The organism is Thermostichus sp. OS-CIW-29, assembly GCF_054058195.1.
Genome location: NZ_JBSSAB010000009.1, coordinates 64,242 through 88,449, shown reverse-complemented (window position 1 = coordinate 88,449; position 24,208 = coordinate 64,242). Strand labels below are relative to the sequence as shown.

Genomic DNA, 24,208 nt, shown 5'->3' with positions numbered 1-24,208 from the left:
ACCAGCCTAGAGGTCCGGGCTTGTTTTGTTCTCTGGTAGAGCAGAACAGGCTCAGGGCTACTGAAAGCCCGCTCCGTACCGCTTAGCGGTCGGAGTCGGGTAGTTTACTAGGGCCGCCGCTGCACAAAAGTCGGCAACTCAATCCGGTTGCGACTGCCCGTTTCCCCTCCTGCCCGTGAAGCGGCCAAAGCGGAGCGTTTCAGGAGCCTTTCTGTCCGTTGGCGCCAGCCGAGCGGGGCACTTTCTTCCCGCTCGTCCAGGGTGAGCGGCGGGATCCCTGGGGTGGGTGTTCTCCAGGTGGTGGCCGGGGAAGGAGCAGACTCGTCAGCCGCGGCAGGAATCCGTTCCTGGGCCCGATGATTCGACCTGGGCTCGACAACCGCTGGCTGAGGGGAAGCGGAGGCCGACTGACGCAGTGTGGCCAGTTGCTCTTCCAGTTCTTGATTGCGCTGCTGCAGCAGGGCCACTTCCTTTTCTTGGGTTTGCGCGTAGGCGTGGGCCTGCACACACTCGGTTTTCAAAGCCATCAGCTGCTGCTGCAACTTCTCGATTTGCTTTTGGCTGACCAGATGATGGGCCTCGGCCAGTTCTCGCCCCCGCCGGGCTGCTTCCAGGCTTTCTCGGGTGTCCTGCACCTGCTGCTGAACTTCCTGCCACTGGGCAAGGGTGGGACGCTGGGCCAACTCTTGCATGAGCTGATCCCGCTCGGCTCGCAAAGCACCAAGCTCGCGGGTCAAAGCCTGCACCTGCTCCTCCAGGGCAAGGATTCGCTGCGCCTGTGAGGACTCTGTTTCCCTGAGGTGGGCGGCCTGGGCTGCTTCCGCTTCCAGCTTGGCAATCTGTTGGGCTTGCTCGGCCTGCTGCCGCTGACTCTGCTGCAGCTCTTCCAGCAAGGTGGCCCGCTCGGCCTTGGCAAAAGAGGCCTGTTGGCGCAGATGATCCAGCTCCGCCTGCAAGCGTGCCCATTGCTCTGGGGTAGGACGCTCTTCCAGTTCGCGAATACGTTGCCGGGCGGTGTTCAGATCAGCTTCCATGTGTGCCTTTTCGGTTTCCAGATGGGTCTTCAAACGCTGCCATTCGGCTTCCGCTTGGCGGTGGGCAGCCTCTAGCTCCGCCCGTAGGGTTTCCAGTTCTTGTGCAGAAGGTCGAGCGGCCAACTCTTGGATTTGCGCTTGCAATTGTGCTTTTTCCTCCTCTAGCTGCTGTACACGGAGCTGCAATTGGGCTTGCAAAAGCTGTACCTGCGGCAACTTGACGGCGTATTCTCCCAATTGGTTGGCCTGCTGTTTCAGCTCCAGGAGCTCCTGCTGCAGTTGGTAAAATCGGGCCGGATCGACGCGCCGCTGCAATTCCGCCTTGAGGGTTTCAATTTCCGTCTGACTGGTTTGCAACTGCTGCTGCAGAATGTGGTAGTGCTCCAGCGTTGGACGGCGCTCCATTTCCCACAGGAGATTCTGCAGTTCTTCGATGTGCTGTTGCTGAAGCTGAAAAGCCTCTGGGGTAGGGCGCTGGGCCAGCCGCGCTTTCTCCTCTTGACACGCTTGCAAAGCTTGATCCCGCTCTTGAATCTGGGCCTGTGCTTCCAGCAGTTGATGTTCCAGGCGATGGATGCACTCAATCTGCTGCAATGACAGCGCTTCCGATTCGGCGAGGGATCGCTCTAGGTTGCGCACCCGCGCCCGCAAGGCTTTTAGCTCCTCTTCCCCTTCCATATCCAGGCTGCTCGACAGGTTATGGGCCTTACTGTAGCAGATGGTTTGGATGAAAATCCAGCTCGCCACTATCTGTAGTGTAAATTTTTAGCTTTTCCCAGAACCAACACTAACTCTGTTGCCCCCGCCCTCTATACTGAGAAGGTGAGTTTTCAGATGAACCCTGTGATGAAGCTGGGATCCAAATCCTGGGGATGGGCGCTGGGCCTGCTGGGCGTGGCCTTGGTCGGTTGTGGTGCCGATGCGCTGACGGCCAGTACTCCGCCGCCGCCTTTGATCACCAGCAGCGATATCCCTTCTGTGGTACATCGGAACGGCTTTTTGGAGCTGGGGGTTTCGGTATCGGTGCCGGGCCGGATCCCGGCGGAGCTGGCGTTTCAGGTGTCGTGGTCGGGGATTGAGGTTCAGACGCTATCGGCAGCCCAGGTGAATTGTGTGTCTGGAGAGGTGTTCTGTACAACCCGCTTCCGCATTCGCCCTCCCCTAAGCTTGGTGCCCGGCTCCTACCTGCTCAGCTTGCGGGTCTTCGACCGGTTGGGCCAAAGCGCTGTGGTGACCGGGATGGTGCTGGTGAGGGATCCCTGAGGTCGCCCTATCCTTGCCCAGCCTTGAGAAAGCGGTGCGGTTCCCGTTCCCACAAGCATTGCGTAGTAGTAGGTAGCAGTATGAGGTGCCGTAGGCATAGCACCTCTGCCCAAGCTTTGAATGGGTAAGGGATCCCTTCAGCGGGGGGGAAATACTTTTTGGCGAACATCGTCGGCGAAAGCTTCCACTGCTTCTCGGATCGCCTGTCTCAAATTGGTATAGGCCTTGGCAAAAGGGGGGAGCCGCTCGCTCAGCCCCAGCAGGTCGTGGGTGACCAAAATCTGCCCATCGCAGGCCGGCCCGGCTCCAATGCCCAGGGTTGGGATCCCCACTTGGGCCGAGATTTGGGCAGCCAATTCCGCCGGCATGTGCTCCAGAACCAGGGCAAATGCCCCTGCTTGTTCCAGGCTGAGGGCCTCTTGTCGCAGACGCTCCGCCTCCGGAGTGGTTTTTCCCTGCTGGCGATAGCCTCCCAGTTGATGTTTGGCCTGCGGAGTGAGGCCGATATGACCCAAAACCGGGATCCCCCGCTGCACCAGAAAGGCCACCGTTTCCACCATGTCGGGGTAGCCCCCCTCCAGCTTGACCCCGTTGACTCCTGCCTCCTTCATCAACCGCCCTGCTGAGAGGAGAGCTTGTTCTTTGTGGACTTGATAAGTCAAGAAGGGCAAGTCGGCCACCAAAAAGGCCCGTTCTACCCCGCGGCGCACCGCCTGGGCGTGATGGAGCATCTGTTCCAGCGTCAGGGGCAGGGTGCTGGTATACCCCAAGTGGGTCATGGCCAAGCTGTCGCCCACCAGGATCAAGTCGATCCCAGCCTGATCCAAAATCTGAGCGGTGGCGTAGTCGGCAGCCGTGAGGGCCACCAAAGGTTGACCCGCCTGTTTGGCCTGGCGAAAGTGGTGAATGGATAGAGCAGCCATATCCCTATGATCTCATCTGGGCGTTCCCGCCAGCGGTGCGGAGCACTTTCCCATCAACCGCACCCCGTGGGGGAAGCAAGCTTGGCTTTGAGGCTGGGAAGAAGCAGGAGACTCGGTTTGCCGTTAAGATGGTAAAGCCCCACAGCTGACTGGAAGGGTGACAGAGTGGTTGATTGTGACGCTCTCGAAAAGCGTTGTGACTGCAAGGTCACCGTGGGTTCGAATCCCACCCCTTCCGTCTTCAGGCATACAGTTTTAGAACGCCTTGCCCAGCTAGGGCCTCTGGGATTTTTGGGGATCCCACCCAAGCCCTTCGCATCAGCGGTGCGGTTCCCCCATAACACTTTGGCATGGAGCCAAGGTCAAGGTTGGATGGGGTTCTTGGCCTTTCTTCTAGAGTCTTATGTTCACCGCTCCTGCTCTCTCTGCCCAACTGCATCCGCTCATTCAGGGCTTATCTGAGGCAATCCTGAACGTTTGGGGATCTACCCTCACCCTAGCCCCCTATCCTCTGCCTGAAGATCTGGGCTACGTGGAAGGCCGCCTAGAGGGTGAGAAATTGCAAATTGAAAACCGCTGCTACCAAGGGGATCCCTTTCGCAAACTGCACCTGGAGCTGGCCCAGGCCGGGCAGAGCCTGGATATTCTCCATTGCGTTATGTTTCCGCAGCCGCAGTACCCGCTGCCGCTGTTCGGTTGCGACATTGTGGTCGGTCGCGGACAGGTGAGCGCCGCCATTGTCGATCTCTCGCCGGTGACCCCCAGCTTGCCCGATCTCTATATCCAGGAGCTGGAAGCGTTGGGATCCCATCTCGTCCCTTTCCAACACCGGCGCCGGTTGCCGGAGTGGGGCACGATTTTTTCTCCCTACTGCCTGTTCGTCCGTCCTGCCGACGAAGCAGAGGCCGACCGCTTTTTACACTTTGCCTGCCGTTTCCTGGAAATTCACTGCCGGCTGGCGCAGCAGATCCCCCCACAGACGGATCCCGGCCAGATTTTGGCCCACTACCAGGGGCAGCAGCGCTATTGCAGCCAGCAACAGCAGAACGACCGCACCCGCCGCGTTTTGGAAAAAGCTTTTGGCCCCGCCTGGGCAGAGCGCTACATGAACACCGTCCTTTTCGATTTGCCTCCCAGTCCCGTGCAGATCTAGGCGGGATCCCCTTGCAGCCGCTGCTGGATGCTCAAGGCCAATTTTTGCCCTAAGAACTCCGGCATGGTTGGAGTTGAATCCGGCCCCAGCAAGTAGAAAATAAAGCGCGTCTGCTTGCGGCGGAGCATCAAGTTGAGGTTAACAACGGTCAAATCCTCCTGCGCGAGGGCCGTCATCACCCGGTAAAACGCGCCCGGCTGGTTGTCCACATCCACCAGAAGTGTGGGCAAATGAAACACCGGGTCAAAATAAAAAGAAACCTGCACGTCTTTTAGTCCGGCCTTGAGATCAAACTCCAGCGCCAAGGTTTCATGAACGCGAAACACACCCGCCAGGCATTCGTGAATAGCCCGTTCTAGACTGAGCTTGGTTTGGGAAGAAAGGCTGTGGCCATCGCGGGAGACAATGGTGCGGATAAACACCAGGTGCGGTGAGTAGATCTGCCCATAGAGATGAATGCCATGCACCGAGAGATTAAAAGCGGTGAACACCCCAAACAGATCGCTGAGCAGGGAAGGTCGATTACGGTAGGCCAGACAAACCACCGTCTTGCGACCTTCGTCCTGCATCTGTACCACCGCCTTGCGGGTCTGGTAGAGGGTGTAAGCCAAGCGCAGATTTTGGGCCTGCACCTCGCTGCTGACAAACTGGCTGTAAAAAGGCGGAAAGCTCTGGTTAAAACGCCGCATCAGAGCGGATCGCGTCAGCGGCACGGAGTCTTTGGGAGTGCTGACTTTGAGCGGCTGGGGATCCTCATGGGCAGCCCTTTCCCCTCTGGTAATCCCCCAAGGAGCTACCTTCGGCTGCTGGCCTGACTGCTCAATTGACATCGACCTCGCCACCTGCATTGCTCTTTCTTCATCCTTACATCGTTGCTCAGTACGCCCTAGCCAAACCCCATCTATCCGCAAAATCACTGAGGCTCGGAACGAATGTCAACGCTGCATCCAATTCTTGTTCAATGCTTTTGGACTTAATCTATCTCACAGGGCTGAGCTGGTCATCCAAAGAGCCGCTGAGGGTCATCCCCCAATTGGGGGGATCCTTCCCTTCTTCGCTGCTGAACCGACGCTGTGAGCCTTTCAATCCCAGAATAGCCAGAATAAGCCTAAACTATGAATTGAGCAGAGCGCTGCAATTTTTGATATAAAGTGCCGCATTGAGTGCTGGCCGGCTGGGTGACATGAAGCGCTATCTTGTTGGCCATCACTTTGGTTTTTCCCTAGGTTTGTGAAGGGATCCCTGTGAGCAGGACTGTTGCCGATCCCACTCCGTTTTCGCCCGCACAAGCGCCGGATCCCGCTGGTGCTTGGTGGGATCTCAGTCTCATCACTTCCCCTGCCCAAGAAGACCTGATCTTTTGGCGGCTGGAGAGTTTTGGCTGTCGGGGCATGACCAGCCAAGCCTATGGCGAAGATCAGATTTGCATTCACGCCTATTTGCCTTGGCCTCACGTCAGCCTCCTGGATTTGGCAGCCCTCTCCCTGCGCCTGCAGCAAGATGCCCTCATTGCCGGTCAGCGGGTTCCGAAGCTGCGCTGGGAACGCATAGAGGCGGAAGATTGGAGCAGCAGTTGGAAGCAGCACTGGCAGCCCCAATGGGTCGGGGATAAGTTGCTCATTTGTCCGGCCTGGCTGGAGCCGCCCCCTCACCCCGGTCGGCACCTGTTGCGGCTGGATCCCGGTATGGCCTTCGGCACGGGCACTCACCCCACCACTCAGCTCTGTCTGGAGTCGCTGGAGATGCGCCTGGAGGGCGGCGGGGGTGCCGAGGGAGTGACTGTGGCCGATGTGGGCTGTGGATCCGGCATTTTGTCGTTGGCGGCGGCCCTGTTGGGGGTGAAGCGGGTGTTTGCGGTGGACATCGACCCCCTGGCGGTGCAAGCCACGATGCACAACCGCGATCTCAACGGCCTGACGGATCGCATTGTGGTCGCTCAGGGCAGCCTGGAGCAGATTCCCGAAATGGTGGATGGGCTGGTGTGCAACATCCTGGCAGATGTGATCCTGGATATGATCCCGGAGTTTCGGCTGGTGGTGAAGGAGGGGGGATGGCTGATCCTCAGCGGCATCCTCATCGAGCAGGCCAAGTTGGTGGCGGAGATGCTGGAGGCCAACGAATGGGTGGTGGCAGCCCTCTGGCGACGGGGGGAGTGGTGTTGTCTGAACGCACGCATGACCTGAGCGCTTTGCCCCGGTTGGCGATTGACCCGGCGCAGCGGGATCCGAGTGGTGTTCTCCGTTTAACCGGCCCGCAACAGCACTACTTGCAGCGGGTGCGCCGCCTCAGGCCAGGGGATCTCTTTTTGGTTTTGGACGGCTCAGGCAAGCTGTGGGCGGCCCGTTGGCAAGCTCAGGGATCCCAAATTGTGGGCGAGGTGGAGACGCTGCCGCGGGAATTGCCCGTTTTTTTGCATCTGGGCTTGGCGGTGGTCAAAGGGCAGGGGTTTGACGAGGTGCTCCGCCAGGTTACCGAGCTGGGGGTGGCGCGAATTACCCCCCTGCTGACAGAGCGCACCGTGTTGGAACCGGGATCTGGGCGGCAGGAACGCTGGCAAAAAATTGTGCGGGAGGCCGCAGAACAATGTGAGCGGTTGCGCTGGCCTCAGGTCGATCCCCCCACCCCTTGGACAAGTTGGCTGGCGGAGCTGCAAGCCGTTCGCGCTACTCGGACGGAGTCCTTCTGGTGGGGTATAGCCGTGGCGCGCGAGAACGCCCCCCTGCTGGTGCAGGCCCTGCCAAAGCTGCAGATCCCGGCCTTGGCCATAGCCATTGGCCCAGAAGGGGGCTGGACGGTTGCCGAACGTCGGCAGGCTGAGGAATATGGGGGGGTGTGCGTCTCCCTTGGCCCTACCATCTTGCGAGCCACCACCGCCGCTGTTGTTGCCACCAGCCAAATTGCCGCTACCTACTCCTGGTTGGACTCGAGCTTGGATCGGGGTCATTTGGCTCCGCTAGCGACGGGGAGTGTTGTCGCCGATAATCAATAACTAGGCCGTTTGCGTCAGCGGGACGGAGTCCTTTGACGAGAACAGCCATTGGCATAGCAGGCGGCCAGGCCCACCCCAGGGAGGGAGAACGAGAATGGAGATGATCCAGGCGGTGCGGGGCACCCGAGATATTCTGCCGCAGGAGGTGCGGCTCTGGCAGCAGGTGGAAGCCAGCGCCCGAGAGATCCTGGGACGGGCCAACTACCAAGAAATTCGCACCCCCATCCTGGAGTTGACGGAGCTCTTTGCCCGCAGCATTGGCAGTGCCACCGACGTGGTGGGCAAGGAGATGTACTCCTTCAGCACCCGTGGCGAGCAAGAGGTGAGCCTGCGCCCAGAGAACACAGCAGGTGTGGTGCGGGCCTACATCCAGCACGGGCTGCAAACGGCTGGAGATGTGCAACGCCTCTGGTATTGTGGGCCGATGTTTCGCTATGAGCGTCCCCAGGCGGGGCGGCAACGCCAGTTCCACCAGTTGGGGGTAGAGCTGCTGGGCAGCCGGGATCCCCGCGCCGATGCGGAAGTCATCGCCTTGGCCTGGGAGCTGTTGCAAGCGGTGGGGGCGGAGAACCTGAGCTTGCGGCTCAATTCCCTGGGGGATCTGCAGGATCGGCGGGCCTATCGCCAGGCCCTGGTGGACTACCTCACTCCCTTGCGGGAGAAGCTGGATCCCGACTCCCAAGAGCGTCTCACCCGCAACCCGCTGCGCATTCTAGACAGCAAGGATCCCCGCACCCGCGAGATTGCCGAGGGGGCCCCCAAGCTGCCGGATTACCTCGGCCCAGAATCGCGGGCTTTCTTCGAGCAGGTGCAAGCTCACCTGCAGATGTTGGATATTCCCTACCAGTTGGATCCCTACTTGGTGCGGGGCCTGGACTACTACACCGACACCGCCTTTGAGATCGTCTCACCTGACTTGGGATCCCAGAGTACCGTCTGTGGGGGTGGTCGCTACGACGGCTTGGTGGAAGAGCTGGGCGGACCTTCTACCCCAGCGGTGGGCTGGGCCGTCGGCATGGAGCGGCTGGTGCTGCTGTTGCAAAAGAAACAAGGGGAGGCTCCGCCAGCACCGGTCGAGGTTTACGTGATCTCCCGTGGGGCGAAGGCTGAGGCCCAATCCCTCCGGATCGCTCAAGCGCTGCGCCGAGCCGGTTTCTGCACCGAGCTGGATCTGAGCGGCAGCGCCTTTGGCAAGCAGTTCAAACGGGCCAGCCGCAGCGGCGCAACTTGGGCTGTTGTGCTAGGGGATGCGGAAGCTGCAGCCGGAGAGGTACAGCTTAAGCACCTGCCTACAGGGCAACAGCAAACCCTTTTGCAAGCCGATCTGATTCAGTATCTGGCATCCCATTCGCGTCAGCAGTGCGGAGCACCTAAGGTGATGGAGCCATGTTGAATTTTTGGGTTCGGCGGGACGGCCAGGAAGACTGGCAGCCAGTACCAGCCGAGGGAGCAGTTCTGGAAGAAGATACCTACACCATTGTTGCCCGTTCGCCCCAGCCCCACTTCACCATCACGGTGGAAGTCCGGCAGCGTCCTCTAGGGCCACAGAATCAGGGCCCCAACACCGGCACGACTCCTCCACAGGTCCAAACCCGTTCTGTGCGCACCAACGATGAAGGGATCGGCATTATTTTGCCTGCCAGCCGCCTCACCCCTGGGTTTTGGGAATTGCACTGCCGAGATGCCGACTTGATCGCAGAACTGTTCGGTGAAACCGAGTTGGACAATTGTCTCCGTTTTCAGGTTGTGCCTGCCCCTCTGGAGCCGGAACGAGGGATCCCTGCCCCGGTGGCTGAAGAGGCCGGGTTTGAGCCCCCCCAGAAAAAAGAGGTCGCCATCCCGCCAGAGCTGTTTTCCCTAATGCACAGTGAATTGGAGGGATCCCCGGAGGAGGTGCTGGTGTTGACGGGGCGGATCGGCTGCAGCGGCGAGCTGCGGGTACAGGTTTGGCCAGAAGGGGAGGAGAGGCCGCTTTTCCAGGGACAACGGCAAATTCAACTCCCGGCGGGGGCGCGGACGGCGGTGTTCAGCATCCCCATCACCCTGCCCAGCCAAGTGTGGGCCCGTCCTTTACGGGGAGAACTGGCCCTTACTCCCTCCTCCTGGTGGGATCCAGAGCCGTCGCCTCAGACCCTGACCATCCCCTTTTCCATTCGCTGTCGCAGCCAAGAGGCAGGACTTCTTGGCGCAGGGATCCCCCTCCCGCAGCAGCAAGAGGAAGAGAGGCTGGCCGATGCTGCCAGTCCTGCCTCGACCGCAACCCTGCTCTCTCCCGAACGAACCTTGCAAAAGCTGCTGCGCATCTGGCAGCACAGTGCTCCTGCTGGAGGGGATCCCGGCTCGACTCAGCCGGCAGAGCCCTCTGCTAAGGCCGCACCCGAACCTAACCCCCAGCCTGCGGCGCCGATTTCCCCTCTTCCCTCACCCCCCCAAGCTGAGCCAATGGGCGAGGATGCCGCCCTGCCAGCCCCAGCAGGGAGCCCGGCCACCCCACCTCCGCCTGCATTCGCCCTGCCTGCCACCAGCAAGGACACCAAAAACTCGCCCCCGCCGCCAGAAGTGTGCCCGGCGCCACAACTGCTGGTGCCTGAGCAATTGCGAGCGGGCGACAATTTCGATGTGGTGCTGCGTTTGCCGGCCTTGGCCCCTGCCTCCGCCGCCGGCGCCGCCTCCCAGCCACCTTATTGGATCAAGTTTTGGGTCAAGCATGGCCGCACTCGCTCTTTGGTGGATGGCCCCCGTTGGTTGCTGGACTTCTCCCGTGACGAGCAGGGGCAGTGGCAAGCTTTAACCCGCATGACCATCCCTCCCGGAGTCCCTGAGCTGATCTTTGAAGCTTGGGCCGTCAGCCCGGATCGTCAGCAGCAGAGCGACCGAGTTACAGAGCACCGCTCTATCTTGCCTTAGGGATCCCTCGCTCTTGAGTCCTGTTTAGTCTTGGACGGAGCGCACCATCAGCACGGGGCAGCCGATGTGAACCCGCACATAGTCAGAGATGGAACGCCCCAACAGCCGATCCAAATCGGGAATGCTGCGGGCAATGGTAGGTCGGCGGTCAGGGGATCCCATCACCAGCAGATCGGCCTTGCTTTCTTCAGCCAGGCGGACAATCTCCGTAGCCGGATCCCCGACAGCCGTCAACACCTGGTGGCCGATTTGCCGGTTTTTGAGGATGTCGATTGCCCGATCTAAGGCCTCATCTCTACCTGGGTTGTCGGCATCCAACTGCACAGAGGCCAGGAAGATCTGGGCCCCTTGAATGCCGGAGATCAAGTCAAGGGCCGTGGCAAAGGCGGCCTGGGCAGCGGGGGAGTTGTTGAGGGCCACCATGACATGGCTGGGGTATTTGACGTAGGCGTCGTCTTTGACCAGCAGCATTGGGCAGGAGGCGAGCTGGAACACATATTGGCTCACCGAGTTCTGCAAAATGGCCATGATGCGGTTGCGCCCCCGGGATCCCATCACAATCAGCGGATTGGGCAGGGACTCGGCCACCTGCAGCACCACCACTTTGGGATCCCCTTCCACCAGTTGGGTGCTGATCTTTAGCCCTGGGCGGGGGGGGAAAGTCTGCAGCGTCTGGGCCAATAGCTCCTGCCCCTTTTGCCAGGCAGCCCGCATCTCCTCGGCAGAAGTCTGGGAAGGCACCGCATGCAGCAGCGTCACGTGGCACTGGGCAAAGGCCGGCAAGGACAGGAGAGTATGCACCATTTGCTCAGTGGGGCCGCTGCCATCGATGGCGGCAATGAGGTTCTCAAATCGAGGCATGGGATCCGTTCTCCGGGCCTTAGTTTGCCAAGACTCATCCTAGATCTGCCCCTGCGGATCCCTGTTACCGTAGGGGATATCCTGCAACATTTTGTTGGGTTTCAGTAACTTAGCCACACATAGCCGGTAAAGCCGCCGCCGGCATTGGTGTTGCGACCGGCCAGGAACTGAAACCCCCCCAAGCCCAGCGTTAACCCTCCCTCCAACCGCCAGTTGAGCTGGCCAGAAAGCTTGAGGTTGTCGTAGTCGGGATCCTGAACCGCCAAATCCCCGAACAACAAAGGCGCGCCGTTGCCCAACGCAAAATCCCCATCCAAAGCCAGGATGGCCTGCAGCTCAGGAGTCAGGTCTGCCCCGAAGGTCAGGTTGGCCTTGACCCGATCCCCGGGATAGCCCAGGTAGTCCCGGAACGTGAGGCAGGAGTCGAAAAAGGCGGGCAGGGATCCCAACTGGGTATTGGCCGCCGCCCCAACTTTGAGATCGTAGCCGAAAACACCGTACCCCAAGGGCAGGGGGATGTCTTGGGTGGCATATCCGGGCGGGATCAAGGCCGTTAGCTGAGCCGAGAAGAAGGGATCCCCGTTCCCCCAAGTATGGCGCAGGCCCAGTTCCAGATCCCGCAGGCCCTGGTTGCGCTGGGTAACGGTGTCAGCCCCGCTGGCAAAGCGATTTTCGATGAAAACGTAGCTGGTGTTGAGGTTGAGAGTGAGCTGATCGCTAAGGCCAGTCTCGGCGAAAAGGTTGAGGCGGGTTTCTCCGTACTCCGAAAGGGCCGGCTGCAGGCGTCCCCCCTGATCAAAGCGGGTGCGAGGCCGATAGACCTCCGGCTGCAGCGAAAAAAAAGTCTTGCCGGCACCGCGGGGAAAACCGCATCCTGCCCAGGCCGGCAGCTCCGGCGGCATTGCACTAACCACTAGACTCGCCAGCAGGCTTGCCCTTAGAAATCTCAGCTTCTCCATGGCAGGGATCCCGGCAGCTTCAGGGGGATTGTATCCCTAGGATCAAGATTTGGGCCAAGATCCGGGACAAAACCGGCTTTGGAACGACTGCTAACTATGAGGTGGCAGCCGGTAGGCCCACCTGTGCCCGGAATTGGCGAGCGGCGGTCAGCGCTCCGAAGGGATCCCCCTTATACAGGCCGTAGTGCATGAGAGAAAAGCGCCGCAGCCCCAGTTGAGACACTTCCTGCAGCCACTCCGGCTGGCTCATGAGCTGAAAGTCTGTATGGACGGTGTCGGCCCGTCCGCCGCTGGGGTGCTTGTCCTTAATCGATGGCTCGTAGTGGGCCAACATCAGGTTGGAGTGGATGGGGGAAAACAGGCGGCAACAGAGGCGGATCTGCTCCGGGTTACCGGGATCCGGGCCGTTCAACTCTGGATTAAACTCTCCGGGCCGCCGCTGGCGCATCGACTGGAAGGCGATCCCGTCCATTTGGCTCATAGTCTCGGCAAAGGGCTCCACCATGCTGCGGCCTGCCCCCTGGGAAGGGTCGTCAAAGGTGGCAATCCAGCCCCCCCAGCACAGGGCCACTTCGGCCTCTGGCAGCCGCTCTTTGATGGCCTGTCGGGCTTTGAGGACATTGCGCATCAGGGCTTGGTAGTAGAAAGCAGTGTCGGCGTTGTAGGTATCTGCTGGGATCCGCCAATAGGAAAACTCCGTGGCCAGGCTCCAATAGGTAGGGCGGCCCTGAGGATTGGCTTGGGCAATATAGCCCGCCAGCTCGGCCACGTCCTCCACAAATTGCGGGGAGATGTGATAGTCGCCGCAGGGGCGGTGGGTGTCGTCTTCCCAGGTGATGACATGCAGGGTATAGCCCCGCTCAAACCACTGCCGCAAGAGCCCAGCCTGGTGCCAGTTGCGCCAAAAGGAGAGATCTCCCTGGCGGTGATCAAAGCTGTTCAGCCAACCGCTCAGGAAATGGGGATCCCACCCCTGCGCCACTGCCGCCACCTGCGGATCCGACTCGATTTCCCAGAGGAAGCGACCGGGATCCTCGCCAATGCCCACCTGCCAGCGGGCCAGCAGCTCTGACAAGTTCATGCTTCCCGTCTCGGCATTTTCCGGGCTGCGACTCCCCTGCTGACTCAAAAACTCCTGGCCACAGCCGGCAACCCCATAGGCAGCCAGCAGCGCTCCGCCCGCTTGCAGCACCTGTCGCCGCTGCCAGGATCGTCTCCTTTTCATCTCCTCTCCTCCTGCGGTTCCTCTTGGTGTTGGCGAGCCCACAGCCGCACTTGGGGGGAGCTATAAACCTCCCTGAAGCCCGGCAGCCCCTCAAAATTGAGCTCAGGCCAAAATTGCAGGATGCGATCGGCGCTCCGCAAGGGATCCGCCAGCCCCGCTACCAAGAGGTAGTCCACCCTTTCCTGGGGATGCTGAAGGGCCAGGGCAAACTCGTACTGGTGAGGAGTAAGGAAAGAGCGGGGATCCCTTGCCCAAAAGATAGCCTCAAAGTGGATGTCGTCGTCCACCAGCACTTTTTGTCCGGGCAACAGGTGGCGATAGAGATACTGCCCAACCTGGCGCTTTTCCTGCCGCAGCCTCCGCCAGTCTTCTAGGGCTTGCCCAGCAGAGGTTACTTCATACAGGTTTTGGGCAGCTTCCAACTCGCCACTAAGGGGCACTAACCCTGCCACCAGCCGCTCCCAGAGATCCCGCTCCTCGGCCACCAGGGGCATGAAGAAACCCGGCTCTTGGCTCACCCCATAACCGGCAGTGAGGCAGTTCAACCCCAAGAGGGCAGTGATCAACAGGCGCTTAGCCCAGCCGGGGCCGGCTCCGCGACACAAGTAGGCGCCCATCAGCAAAGGCAGCGGCACCCAGAAAAGGCCAAAGCGGCTCAGCTCCCGCAAAAACAGCCCCTGCCCTAGAGAAGCCAGCAGGATGACCAGCGGCATCCCCCAGACCAGAGCCCATACCCAGCGACCCGGGCCTCGGCCCAGCAGGGATCCCAGCCCCAACAGCAGATAGGCAGGGGCCAGCACCGCCAGCCATTTCCCAGCCTCCAGCACCCCCCGCCAGCCACCCGCCTGCTGCAAGTCTTCCCGCAATTGCGGCAGCCGCAGACCGCTGCCCACCTGGTAGGTGAAAGCCCAGGGATCCCCTACCGACAGCCAATTCACATACAGCCAGCTCAGGATCAAGGCTAGGCTGACAAAGCCGGCCACCAACAGCGAGGCCCAGCGAAACCCCCAGACTTCTCGGCGAAAGGCCACCAGCAGCAGCATCCCCGCCCAGGGCAGCAGCCATCCGCTTTCCCAGCGCAGCACCATCAGGGGCCCCAGCGCCAGCCCAACGAGCAGCAGCCTCAGGGTAATAGGCAGCTCATCCCCTGCCGCCACTGACTTCCCCGCTGCTCGTTTCTCGTCAGCCAGGGGAAACAACAAGGCCATGTTTACCCCCAGCAAAAGCGAGGTGGCCGTCCAAGCGGGGCTGCGCAGCAGCATCAAGATCAAAGTCGGCTGCACCACCATCAACAAACCCCACAGCCAGCACCATCCCACCTCCACCGGCAAACGGCGTAACTGCCGCCACACCCAGCCCAGCAGCAAAGAGCCCAAGATGGTCTGCAGCAACAGCGGGGATCGTCCCAGAATGGCCGTAGCCAGCACCAGCAAGGGAGGAAAGGTGGTGCCCACAATGGGCAGGCGCGGATCCGGCCCCAAAACCGCCACGGATCCCTTGTAGCCGAGAAACTGCATCTCCAAGCTCACCCAGCCCCAGCCCTCCTTCAAACCCCACAGAAGGCTAGCCAGCAGCAGAAACAGGATCCCGGTAGACCCGAAGAGCTGCAAGAAAGCCCTGAGCCTGTTGAGAAACATGGGTTACTTCAGTAGCTTCAAGAATTTAGAATTAATTGGAGATTAATTGGAGGGTAACTGGTTAAATCGCCAATCGAGCCTCAAGAGCTATTTAGTGTTAATGAGAACATGTCTCAAGTAGGGCGTGGGGATGGGCTGACGTGTCTAGGCACTGGACACAGGGATAGACTAGCATTCCCTGTCTTGAGAGTCTTTTTCTACGAGTTTTGGCGTAGGCCAATTCAGCCATATTGTCGATGAGGAGGTCTCGGACGCTGAGAGAGAATGAGGGTGACTTTGCGAGGACATGATCTTATGTTGCAGGCTGTGCGGGACGTGAATGAAGCAGCAGTTCCAGCGCTTGAGCTGGTGCCCTCTCAAGCAGAGACCCGTCCCTGGGGATCCTTCTGGGTTTTGGATGAAGGCCCGATGTACAAGATCAAGCGCATCGAGGTGAAGCCTGGCCATCGGCTCAGCCTGCAGATGCACTACCACCGCAGCGAGCACTGGATCGTGGTCAGGGGCACAGCGAAGGTTACCCGTGGAGAAGAGGTGATGCTGCTGAGCTCCAACGAGTCCACCTACATTCCCCCCTGCACCAAGCACCGCCTGGAAAACCCCGGCACCCTTCCCTTGGTGTTGATCGAGGTGCAAAACGGGGAATATCTCGGGGAGGACGACATTGTGCGCTTTGAGGATGACTACGCCCGCCAGTAAAGGGATCCCCTGGGCATCCGAATCTACGGTTTGTGCGTAAAGACCCCCGAAAGCTTACAGATTTCTGCATGTTGGGCAAACTTGGGTCAGGTGGGCCAAGGGGCTTGCCTGCACTAGACAAGTGAGGGATAAGCAAGAGGGGGTCAAGGTGACGCAGAAGGCAAGGCAGTGGGCTTTGTGGGTTGCCGGTTTGCTTTGGTGTTGCGGGCCGACGGCTGTCCACGCAGCGGAAGTCATTTCTCTGCAAAGGCTGGGCTACGACCGCTCGGTGCTGCTGCAGGGATCCAACCCGCGCCTGGATGTTACTGTCCCTGCCCCCCTCAACGGCCTTGACCCCGAGGCCAGCTTTGTGCAGTTGCGCCTGGATCCCTCGTTGGTGCTCAAGCCCACGTCCACGGTGCGGGTGCTGATCAACGAGGAGCTAATGGGCCTTTTTCTGGTGCAAGATCTGCGGCAGGAGCCGGTGGTGCGGGTGCCCATCCCCAGCTTGGCCGCTGGCGAGCGCTTTATCACCTTGTCGGTGCAGCCTTTCCTGAGCATCAGCGACGATATTTGCGCCGACTTGAATACCGGCAATTTGCTGCTGACGGTAGGGCGGGACAGTTTCTTTGAGCTGGCGCCCCTCGTTCCTGATGCCACGGTGGCCGGTTTTCTGGGCCGGCTGTATCCTCAGGTTACTTTGGTAGTGCCGGCTGACCTCACTCCTGAAGCGGCGGAAGCAGCTCTGTGGCTGTACAGCCTCCTTTCTCACCTGTTTCCGCAAACGCCCATCCTGTGGAGCAACCGTCCGAAGCAGGGGGCACAGGTGATCTTAGAGCCGGCCAATTTCACCCCCCACTTGCAGCATCAAATTACCCCAGAGGGATCCCGCCTGCGAGTGGCCGCCCGTCGGGAAGCTATTCTTGCTCTCTATGAAGAATGGAAGCGGGCGGGGCTGGTCAGCCGCGGCATCCAGGTGACAAGGGTGGCGGATCTGGAGAGAGCGCTCAGGGCCAACCGCCTCAGCCTGCGAGAGCTGGGGATCGTGGATCCGCTGCTGCGGGGGTTTGGCAGCCAGTCTTTGGTCTTCAACTTCAACCTGTCCCAATTGGGGGGGCGGCCGCGGGATCTGGCGGCGCAACTAGACGTCATTATGAACCCGGTGGATGGCCGAGTGGGGGATCGCCTCACCGGCTACGTGTTCTTGAATGGCGTTCTGTTGCGCACCTACAACCTGACAGGCCGCACCCAGCTCAACGAAACTGTGACCCTGCCCACCCGCTTGCTGCGCCGCTTTAATCAACTGGAGCTGCGCTTTGACTATGGCGCCAGCCCCGGTAATTGCCAGGGATCCCTGACCCCGCTGACTTTGCAAGTGCGCTCGGATAGCTCTGGCTTTATCTGGAGCGGCTACCAAGCCCCCACTGGCGAGCTGCAGGAGATCCCGGCGGTGCTTCGAGGATCCGGCCAAGTGTGGGTAGGGGATCCCCAGTTGCTGCCGGCTGCCGCCTACCTGGTCGGTGCCCTCAGCCGGCTGGCTGCCCGACCCCTGCTGCCCACCCTTGAGGTTTTGCCCAAAGAGGAAGCCAACCTGGAGACGGGGAACTTTGCCTGGCAGGTGATCGTGGCTGGGCCAGATCAGGTGGAGCTTAATAGCCCCATCCGGTTGGGATCCCAGTTTGAAATCATCAATCCCCTCAACCAGCAGGTGGCCTTGGCCGCTCAGCCTCAAGAAAACCTCGGCCTTTTGCAGTACTTTCTCCTGAAAGGTAAGCCGAACCTTTGGCTTTCCTGGTGGGGATCTGACCCGGCTTTGGCAGAGCGCCTCAGCCGCGGCCTTGCCGATCCGCGCACCCGCCTGGCCAACCAGCTACAGGGAAACGTGCTCACCGCCTATGCCGCTGCCCCCGATCTCACCCAAGTACAGAGCTGGGATCTCACGCCGTCGGGCTATCGAGTGCGCTACCGCGGTCGCTTCAGTTGGCAGCTTTTGTTGTGGCAATACCGCTATTGGTTAGTGCTGCTGCTGGCCCTTTTGCTGGCAGTAGGAGCCTGGAATACCTACCAACGCTTGGCCCGCCGCCCTGAGTCGCCCACCCTTTCCTAGGGGGGTTGGCAGAGCATGACTCTAGTCAATAATAAGCTCAACTATACTGAAAATAATGTATAATATGTTCAGTACGGATTACTACCAGTTGATCTTTCTGTTTACTTTCGAGTCTGCCAACATGGTAGCCAAAGCAAAGCAGAAAATTGGTAGTAAGACGACACGGAAACTGCGCTTTGGGTATTCTACTCAAAGCTTTGCGGGATACCGCCATTCTGTTTGGAAACAAACAGAATGCTATCGCTGCATAGCTGAACAGTGATGTTCAGCAGTGTTCAGCGTAAATGTATCAGGACTTCCGGTTAAACCAGACTTGAGTCAAGCAAGGACTCCGTCCCACTTGCGCGAATAGGGTTTCCAGCCACGCTCCATGCTCCAGTCCCTCAAATCCTCGCTTTTGCGCACAGGCTACCTTACCCGGCAGCAATTGGCTGAGGCTGAGGAGTATCGCGAAGCAGCTAGTTGCTCCTTGCCTAGGGCTCTTTGGAGCTTGCGAGTCATGCACCCGGACAAGTTTGTCAACTTGTGTCGCCAGATTCTGGACCGGCCTAGGCTGAGAGACTGGCTGCTCAAGCACTCCCTAGATCCAGAGCTGCCTTGGCTGATTGAGCCTATTGATTTGGTGCCGGTGCGCTTTTTGCCCTGTGGCTGGCTCGACCCGCAAACTGTTGTGGTGGCCACAGAAGAGCCGGGCTTCCCCGCCATTTGGCAGTCTGTGAAACACCTGTGCCCGGAAGCAGAAAAACTCTGGGAGATCCCAGCCACTGAAAAGCAGATCCTGACGGTCATCCTTGAGCGCAAGCTGGCCGCCGAGCTGCTGGGCAGCCGTCTTACCTTAGAGCAGTGGCAGCAGGCTTTGGAGATCCGCCGCCGCACCGGCTCCAGCCTGGGGCAGGTGCTGACCCGGCTGAGCTACCTCTCCACCCCCGAGTATCTCAGCATCCTAGCCCATTTGCTGGGCTACCCCGCTGTCTCAGAACTAATGGGGACAGGGCTGCTCCACCGCGACGAGAGCCTGAGCCGGCAGTTTGATCCCGAGGTGATGATGCGCCACCTCTTCTACCCCTTGAGCTGGACGGATGAGCACACCCTTACAGTGATGGTCAATGACCCCCTGGACTGGGTGGTGGATGAGCTGCTCTACAGCTGGCGGCCAGGCTTGCGGATTGAAAAGGTGCTGGGCACCGAGCAGGATATCACGCAACTGCTCAGCCAAGACCAGGGATCCCGCTTCAGCCAAGAGGCGGTGTACAAGCTGATGGCCCGCCTGCCGGAGGAATCGGCCTCGCGGGTGTTTACTCCTTCTCAGATTGCAGTGGGCTACGGCCTGCTGCTGCTATTTCTATTGGGGTTGGCCACTGCTCCCTGGACGACTCTGACCATTTTGGTGCTGCTGATCAATCTTTTTTACGTCGCTTCGATCCTGTTCAAACTGCTGCTCAGCCTAGTGGGATCCGCCGATCGCTTCCACCAGATTACCGATGAGGAAGTAGCCGCTTTGGATGATCGCGACTTGCCTATCTACACCATCCTGGTGCCGGTCTACAAAGAGCCGGAAGTAATGCCGATTTTGATCAAGTCTCTCTCTAAGCTGGATTACCCCCACGAGCGGTTGGATGTGCTTATTCTGTTGGAGGAAAACGACCGAGACACCATTGAGGCAGCTCGAGCTGCCAAGCCCCCCCGCTACGTGCGCCTGCTGTTGGTGCCCGACAGCAAACCCAAGACCAAACCCAAAGCCTGCAACTACGGCCTGGCCTTTGCCCGTGGCGAATATCTCACCATCTACGACGCTGAAGACATTCCGGATCCAGACCAACTCAAAAAAGCAGTCATTGCCTTCCGAAAAGGGGATCCCAGCTTGGTCTGCGTCCAGGCTGCCCTCAACTACTTCAACCGCAGCGAGAACTTCCTCACCCGCATGTTCACCCTGGAGTATTCCTATTGGTTTGATTACCTTCTGCCGGGTTTGGAAACTCTCAGAATGCCGATCCCCTTGGGTGGCACCAGCAACCACTTTCGCACTGACCGCCTGCGGGAGCTGCAGGGATGGGATCCGTTCAACGTCACTGAAGACGCCGACTTGGGCATCCGCGCCAGCCAGCACGGCTATACGGTGGGGGTGATCAACTCCACCACTTATGAAGAGGCCAACTGTGCCGTTAAAAACTGGATCCGGCAGCGCTCCCGCTGGATCAAAGGCTACATGCAAACTTGGCTGGTCCACAACCGCAACCCCCTGCGCTCCTTGCGCAAGCTGGGCCTCAAAAACTGGCTATCCTACCAATTTTTTATCGGGGGCAGCTTCTTTACCTTTCTCACCAGCCCCATCATGTGGCTGCTGTTTATTTACTGGCTGCTCACCCGCGCCCATTGGCTGCAAAACCTATTTCCCAGTTGGCTGGTTTATCTGGGCTTGTTTAACCTCCTGGTGGGCAACGCCATTGGGATTTACCTGAACCTGGTCGCGGTCTTCCGCCGCGGTTACTACGATCTGGCTTTCTATGCTCTGCTCAACCCCATCTACTGGCAACTGCACTCTATGGCAGCTTACATGGCCCTGTGGCAGCTTTTCACCAAGCCCTTCTACTGGGAAAAGACCATCCACGGGCTGAGCAAGTTTACCCATGCCAAAGTCCAGGAAGCTGCTCATAAAGCAGCCTAGGCTACTGAATCGGTTTCCCAAGCAGTGGTGACGAAGTGAGGACAGCCAGCACCCTTCTAGAAGCTGTAGTCCGAGTCTACGATCACAGCACAACCACTGGGGTGGAGACAGCTAGCCATGATCACCTTGACGGAAAAGTTGCCCTCGTAGGGCGCCTGCACGATGGGGAAATCGTCCAACAGTTCATCTGCAGCCACCACCCGACCGCTGGCATCGTAAAGCACCAGATCCACATCGAAGCAATCCTGGTCGCACTGCGCCCAGATGTTTTCACCTCGGTAGAAGTAGCCTGTAACTACGGTCGATTGTCCATTAAGAAGCCACAAACTACGGCTCTGAGCCCAGGCGGCAGCGCCCCCGATAACTGTGGCCGCTCCTATTAAGCTTGCCACCAACCAGCCCCGCACCGAAGCCATAAGACTGCCCTCCCTACTGAAAAACGGAGATAGATTTTCTACAGGGATCCACCTCAACGCCCACACTCTAGCACCCAGATCCGTTTCTCCCGAATGATTCAGATCACGTTAAGGATCTTAAGAATCTCATGCTGAAAATCGCGAAAAAGAGTTACAAAAAAAGGGATCCCGAGTAGAGCAGGGATCCCTCAATTCTGACCAGAAATCCGGCGAAGCTCCCGCATCGGTCTGGCCGACTTCTCATTGCGGCAAATTCAGTTCCCCCCTTCGCCCTAAGGGATCCGTCAAAACACTGCCGGTAGGGCCTTTGATTTGAATGGTGCAGCGGCTGCCGGACACTTCAATAACGTTGTAGTTGGGCACCGCCAGCTCCAAAAAGCGCAAGTTGCCCGTCGTTACCCCTGGGATCCCGCTCACTTGCGGATTGGTCGGGTTCACCGGTGCCAAAAAGCCGTTCACAATCCGGTAATACAGGCGGCTGGCATTGGGGATCCCCAGTTGATTGCCCAGCTCGTCAATGCTCAGGGCCGTAACGCTCCGCCCGGTGGGGCCAGTCCACACTTCCCAGATGGGGTTGCTGCTGCCGGGGTTGACCTGTCCGATGAAGCCGGCATGGTTGTTGCCGGTCAAGAACACCACGTTGCGGATGTTGTTGCTCTCGATAAAGTCAATGACTTCCTGCCGCTCCAGCCAGTAGCCTTCCCAAACATCGTTGGAGCGGAAATAGGTCACCGTGATGGGAAACTCGCTGACGATGAACTTGTAGGTGGCGGTGGAGTTGCGCAGGCCGTTGAACAGCCACTGCTTCTGCGGATTGCCCAAGAGGGTACGGGGCGTGCGGCGCAGCAGGTTAAACAGGGCTTGTTCGGAGCCGGGTGGGCCGAAGAAAAGGGTTTCCTGTTCGGGCGTAAGACGAATGCCAGCCAGCTCCAAAAAGCGCTGCCGGGTCAGGCCGGGGGGCAAAATGGGCAAAATGGGGGTGACCGCCGCCAAATCCCGGTACTGGCGCAGATCCAGGATAAAGACTTCGGCATTGGCCCCGTAGCGGAAGCTGCGAAACAGCCGATCCCGGCTATCCACACCGGCCACATCTGTCAGGTTGGGGGTAATGGGGTTGTACTCAAAAAAAGCCTGGTAGCCCAGCACCTTGAGATCTTCCACATCGCGGGTTTGCCCGGTGGTGTCGTTCAGCTGAGTGGCCCGGCCACCGCGGGCCTTCTGGCCACTGTAGTTGTCAATCACCTCGTGATCGTCCCAGTTGACAACAAAGGAAGTCCGGCCAAACAGTTGCGCGAACTCCCGCCCGGCATAGTTGGGATCCCGCTGATCCCGATAGAGGCTGCGGTAGAACTCCAGATTGCCGATGGGATCTAACCCCAGCCAGAAGCGATCGGCGTAGACGGTATCGCCGTTAAAGGAAATGAAATCGATATCGCCGCGGCTGACTTCTGCCAGCATGGCTGCCCCAATAGGAAAGGGAGGCTCGTTGGCACAACTGATGTGTAAGAAGCGAATGGGTCGTCCATCCCCAGGAGCTGGCAGGGTGCGAAACTGGCCTACAGGGCTGGTAAACCCCTCGCTGACAAACCGGTAGAAGTAGCGCTGCGCTGGCCTCAAGCCGGTGACGACGGCGCGGGCAATGTAGTCGCCTGGCTCAGTGCGGTAGTTGCGGCCCGCCACACGGCGAGCAGTAAGCGAAACTTGTTGCGAAATGGGGTTGAACTCGGAATTCTCAGCCACCTGCAACGTCACCGCAACCGTATCTGTCGCGCTGGCCGGGATCACCCGCGTGGAAAGCACCGCCCCTTCCGAGGTGGGATCCCCGGCAAATACCCCTTGGGGAAATCCAGGCTCTCCCAGGGGGGGAATCGAGGAACTGGAGGTGCCTCCACAGGCAGCCAGGGCGGCTGCCCCACCTCCAAACATCAGCAACTGCAGGAAAAAGCGACGGGAACGCAGGGAACTCATAGGGCCCACCTCAGGGACACAGGCAAATGTAAAGGGATCCGCAACAAAGGCCAATCGCCTTTTTAGTCAAGCACTTTTGCCCCCAAGCTGAGGTTGTGGGCAGGTGAAGGTTGGGTTAGGGTTGGTTTAACGGCTCTGACCCCTGCGCCCAGGTTCCCCACGGCCTTTTCACAGAGCTTGCTGAGAAGGCTAAAATTTCATTACAGTTTTTCCTGCTTTTGCCCCATTTTTGCGGTTTTGCGTTCCTTAGACTTCTTGTTGACCCTGCCGAAGGAGGGATCGTCGTGGCTACGGAGACTCTGGTCAAGCCTTCTGTAACCCCAAAGCACATGCCCATGTACCGGGTGTTGCTGCACAACGACGATGTCAACACCATGGAGTACGTGGTGCAGGTGCTGGTGAAGGTGATCCCGGCGATGATGCCGCCGCAAGCCACTGAGATCATGCTGGAAGCCCACCACAACGGCGTTGCTGTGGTGATCGTGGTGCCGCGGGAGCACGCGGAGTTTTACTGTGAGCAGTTGCGTCAGCACGGCCTCACCAGCTCCATTGAGCCGGAACGCTAAGCAGGAGCGGTTGGGGTGGGCCTGCTGATTGCAAAACTCAAGGCTTTGCCCTTGCCGCTGCGGCTGTTGCTGTTTTTGGGGATCCCCCTCCTAGCCTGGCTGCCGTGGGTCGGGCTGGGGGGGTGGTTTTTTCCGGAAGCGCGAGCCTACCTGTGGCTGCCCCTGTATGCCTTGCTGCTGGTCTGGCTGGGGCTGTGGGGATCTGGATTTGCTGCCTATGGGCTAGATAGCAGTTGGGCCTGTCGGGGCGGGATCCTCTGGGGCCTGGGGATCGGGGTCGGGGGGCTTTTCTTGCTTTTGGGCCTGGAGGGATCCCTGGGTTGGCTGAGTTGGAGGGCGGTAGGAGGGGGATCCCTGCTGGTCTATGGGTTGCTGGGGTTGCTTTTGGGCTTGGGGGTGGCGCTGGCGGAGGAGCTGTTTTTTCGCGGCTGGCTGCTGCAGGAGATGCTGCTGGACTACGGTTGCAGCACTGCGGTGTGGGGATCCAGCTTCCTGTTTGCTATGGCCCATTTCCTGAAGCCTTTGCCTGAGATTCTCGCCACCTGGCCGCAATTTCCCGGACTGTGGCTGATGGGGCTGCTGCTGGTGCAGGCGAGGGTCTGGAACCAAAACAAGCTGGGCTTAAGCCTGGGGCTGCACGCGGGTTGGGTATGGGGCATGGTCTGGGTCAACAACTTGGCCTGGATAGACTACACCGGCAGGGTGCCCGAGTGGCTGACCGGGATCGGCGGCAACCCCTTGGCCGGGCTGATGGGCTTGCTTTTTCTAGGAGGGACTTTCGCATTTCTCAACGGCCTGGCTCAAGCTGGCTGGCTACCGGCAGACCTGGAAAAGCGTTGATTGAGCTGATCGATAAAGAA

20 protein-coding genes and 1 tRNA gene are annotated in these 24,208 nt (G+C 59.5%); 12 read left to right on the top strand and 9 right to left on the bottom strand.

Annotated features, from left to right (window positions below; translation table 11 throughout):
* Positions 1-107: 107 nt before the first annotated feature.
* A complete protein-coding gene (locus tag ACVWZJ_RS05295; RefSeq protein WP_457395082.1) occupies positions 108-1,781 on the bottom strand; it encodes a hypothetical protein in 1,674 nt (557 codons plus the stop codon).
* Positions 1,782-1,868: 87 nt separating this feature from the next.
* On the opposite strand from ACVWZJ_RS05295, the gene ACVWZJ_RS05290 reads away from it, so the two are divergent.
* Positions 1,869-2,297, top strand: a complete 429-nt coding sequence (locus tag ACVWZJ_RS05290; RefSeq protein WP_457395079.1) for a hypothetical protein — start codon at positions 1,869-1,871, stop codon at positions 2,295-2,297.
* Between the two features lie 137 nt (positions 2,298-2,434).
* On the opposite strand, the gene panB is transcribed toward ACVWZJ_RS05290, so the two are convergent.
* Complete coding sequence (gene panB, locus ACVWZJ_RS05285; protein WP_011432343.1) at positions 2,435-3,220, bottom strand: 3-methyl-2-oxobutanoate hydroxymethyltransferase; 786 nt, start codon at positions 3,218-3,220, stop codon at positions 2,435-2,437.
* 151 nt (positions 3,221-3,371) lie between these two features.
* Here panB and ACVWZJ_RS05280 point away from each other — a divergent pair.
* Both ACVWZJ_RS05280 and ACVWZJ_RS05275 read left to right on the top strand, forming a co-directional pair.
* A tRNA-Ser gene (locus ACVWZJ_RS05280) sits at positions 3,372-3,458 on the top strand.
* A 165-nt stretch (positions 3,459-3,623) separates the two neighbouring features.
* Positions 3,624-4,373 (top strand): phycocyanobilin:ferredoxin oxidoreductase, encoded by a 750-nt coding sequence (locus ACVWZJ_RS05275; protein WP_457395076.1) that lies wholly within the window; start codon positions 3,624-3,626, stop codon positions 4,371-4,373.
* Here ACVWZJ_RS05275 and ACVWZJ_RS05270 read toward each other — a convergent pair.
* Entirely contained in the window at positions 4,370-5,203 is an 834-nt protein-coding gene (locus ACVWZJ_RS05270; RefSeq protein WP_457395073.1) for a hypothetical protein, read from the bottom strand. The two genes, ACVWZJ_RS05275 and ACVWZJ_RS05270, sit on opposite strands and share 4 nt — an antisense overlap.
* 414 nt (positions 5,204-5,617) lie before the next feature.
* Here ACVWZJ_RS05270 and prmA point away from each other — a divergent pair, with 414 nt between their 5' ends.
* The 4 genes from prmA (at position 5,618) to ACVWZJ_RS05250 (ending at position 10,269) form a co-directional block, all read left to right on the top strand.
* Positions 5,618-6,556, top strand: a complete 939-nt coding sequence (gene prmA / locus ACVWZJ_RS05265) for a 50S ribosomal protein L11 methyltransferase (protein ID WP_457395070.1) — start codon at positions 5,618-5,620, stop codon at positions 6,554-6,556.
* Entirely contained in the window at positions 6,529-7,362 is an 834-nt protein-coding gene (locus tag ACVWZJ_RS05260; RefSeq protein ID WP_457395067.1) for a 16S rRNA (uracil(1498)-N(3))-methyltransferase, read from the top strand. The genes prmA and ACVWZJ_RS05260 overlap by 28 nt, the downstream gene beginning before the upstream one ends.
* 94 nt (positions 7,363-7,456) lie before the next feature.
* Positions 7,457-8,755 (top strand): histidine--tRNA ligase, encoded by a 1,299-nt coding sequence (gene hisS / locus ACVWZJ_RS05255; protein ID WP_457395064.1) that lies wholly within the window; start codon positions 7,457-7,459, stop codon positions 8,753-8,755.
* Positions 8,749-10,269, top strand: coding sequence for a hypothetical protein (locus tag ACVWZJ_RS05250; RefSeq protein ID WP_457395061.1), 1,521 nt, complete (start codon positions 8,749-8,751; stop codon positions 10,267-10,269). Before hisS ends, ACVWZJ_RS05250 begins: the two co-directional genes overlap by 7 nt.
* A gap of 24 nt (positions 10,270-10,293) precedes the next feature.
* Here ACVWZJ_RS05250 and ACVWZJ_RS05245 read toward each other — a convergent pair whose 3' ends face one another.
* From ACVWZJ_RS05245 to ACVWZJ_RS05230, 4 genes are all read right to left on the bottom strand, one after another.
* Positions 10,294-11,130, bottom strand: a complete 837-nt coding sequence (locus ACVWZJ_RS05245) for a universal stress protein (RefSeq protein WP_457395058.1) — start codon at positions 11,128-11,130, stop codon at positions 10,294-10,296.
* 101 nt (positions 11,131-11,231) lie between these two features.
* Positions 11,232-12,044: a hypothetical protein gene (locus ACVWZJ_RS05240; RefSeq protein ID WP_457395055.1), complete on the bottom strand. Its 813-nt coding sequence runs from the start codon at positions 12,042-12,044 to the stop codon at positions 11,232-11,234.
* 139 nt (positions 12,045-12,183) lie between these two features.
* Positions 12,184-13,314 (bottom strand): hypothetical protein, encoded by a 1,131-nt coding sequence (locus ACVWZJ_RS05235; protein ID WP_011432333.1) that lies wholly within the window; start codon positions 13,312-13,314, stop codon positions 12,184-12,186.
* Positions 13,311-14,951, bottom strand: coding sequence for a hypothetical protein (locus ACVWZJ_RS05230; RefSeq protein ID WP_083757631.1), 1,641 nt, complete (start codon positions 14,949-14,951; stop codon positions 13,311-13,313). Before ACVWZJ_RS05230 ends, ACVWZJ_RS05235 begins: the two co-directional genes overlap by 4 nt.
* Positions 14,952-15,245: 294 nt before the next feature.
* Here ACVWZJ_RS05230 and ACVWZJ_RS05225 point away from each other — a divergent pair, with 294 nt between their 5' ends.
* The 3 genes from ACVWZJ_RS05225 (at position 15,246) to ACVWZJ_RS05215 (ending at position 20,398) form a co-directional block, all read left to right on the top strand.
* A complete protein-coding gene (locus ACVWZJ_RS05225; RefSeq protein ID WP_148202691.1) occupies positions 15,246-15,647 on the top strand; it encodes a cupin domain-containing protein in 402 nt (133 codons plus the stop codon).
* A 148-nt stretch (positions 15,648-15,795) separates the two neighbouring features.
* Positions 15,796-17,733 carry a cellulose biosynthesis cyclic di-GMP-binding regulatory protein BcsB gene (locus ACVWZJ_RS05220; protein ID WP_457395051.1) on the top strand — a complete coding sequence of 646 codons (1,938 nt, stop codon included), beginning with the start codon at positions 15,796-15,798 and terminating at the stop codon, positions 17,731-17,733.
* A 499-nt stretch (positions 17,734-18,232) separates the two neighbouring features.
* On the top strand, positions 18,233-20,398 hold the full coding sequence (locus ACVWZJ_RS05215) for a glycosyltransferase (RefSeq protein ID WP_457395048.1): 2,166 nt from the start codon (positions 18,233-18,235) through the stop codon (positions 20,396-20,398).
* Between the two features lie 56 nt (positions 20,399-20,454).
* On the opposite strand, the gene ACVWZJ_RS05210 is transcribed toward ACVWZJ_RS05215, so the two are convergent.
* Together ACVWZJ_RS05210 and ACVWZJ_RS05205 are read right to left on the bottom strand one after the other, a co-directional pair.
* Positions 20,455-20,814 (bottom strand): hypothetical protein, encoded by a 360-nt coding sequence (locus ACVWZJ_RS05210; protein WP_011432328.1) that lies wholly within the window; start codon positions 20,812-20,814, stop codon positions 20,455-20,457.
* A gap of 240 nt (positions 20,815-21,054) precedes the next feature.
* On the bottom strand, positions 21,055-22,782 hold the full coding sequence (locus ACVWZJ_RS05205) for an alkaline phosphatase D family protein (RefSeq protein WP_011432327.1): 1,728 nt from the start codon (positions 22,780-22,782) through the stop codon (positions 21,055-21,057).
* 284 nt (positions 22,783-23,066) lie between these two features.
* Here ACVWZJ_RS05205 and clpS point away from each other — a divergent pair, with 284 nt between their 5' ends.
* Together clpS and ACVWZJ_RS05195 are read left to right on the top strand one after the other, a co-directional pair.
* A complete protein-coding gene (gene clpS, locus ACVWZJ_RS05200) occupies positions 23,067-23,348 on the top strand; it encodes an ATP-dependent Clp protease adapter ClpS (protein ID WP_011432326.1) in 282 nt (93 codons plus the stop codon).
* A gap of 15 nt (positions 23,349-23,363) precedes the next feature.
* The gene (locus tag ACVWZJ_RS05195; RefSeq protein WP_011432325.1) at positions 23,364-24,188 is read left to right on the top strand and encodes a CPBP family intramembrane glutamic endopeptidase; all 825 of its coding nucleotides are present in this window, start codon (positions 23,364-23,366) and stop codon (positions 24,186-24,188) included.
* Positions 24,189-24,208 lie beyond the last annotated feature (20 nt).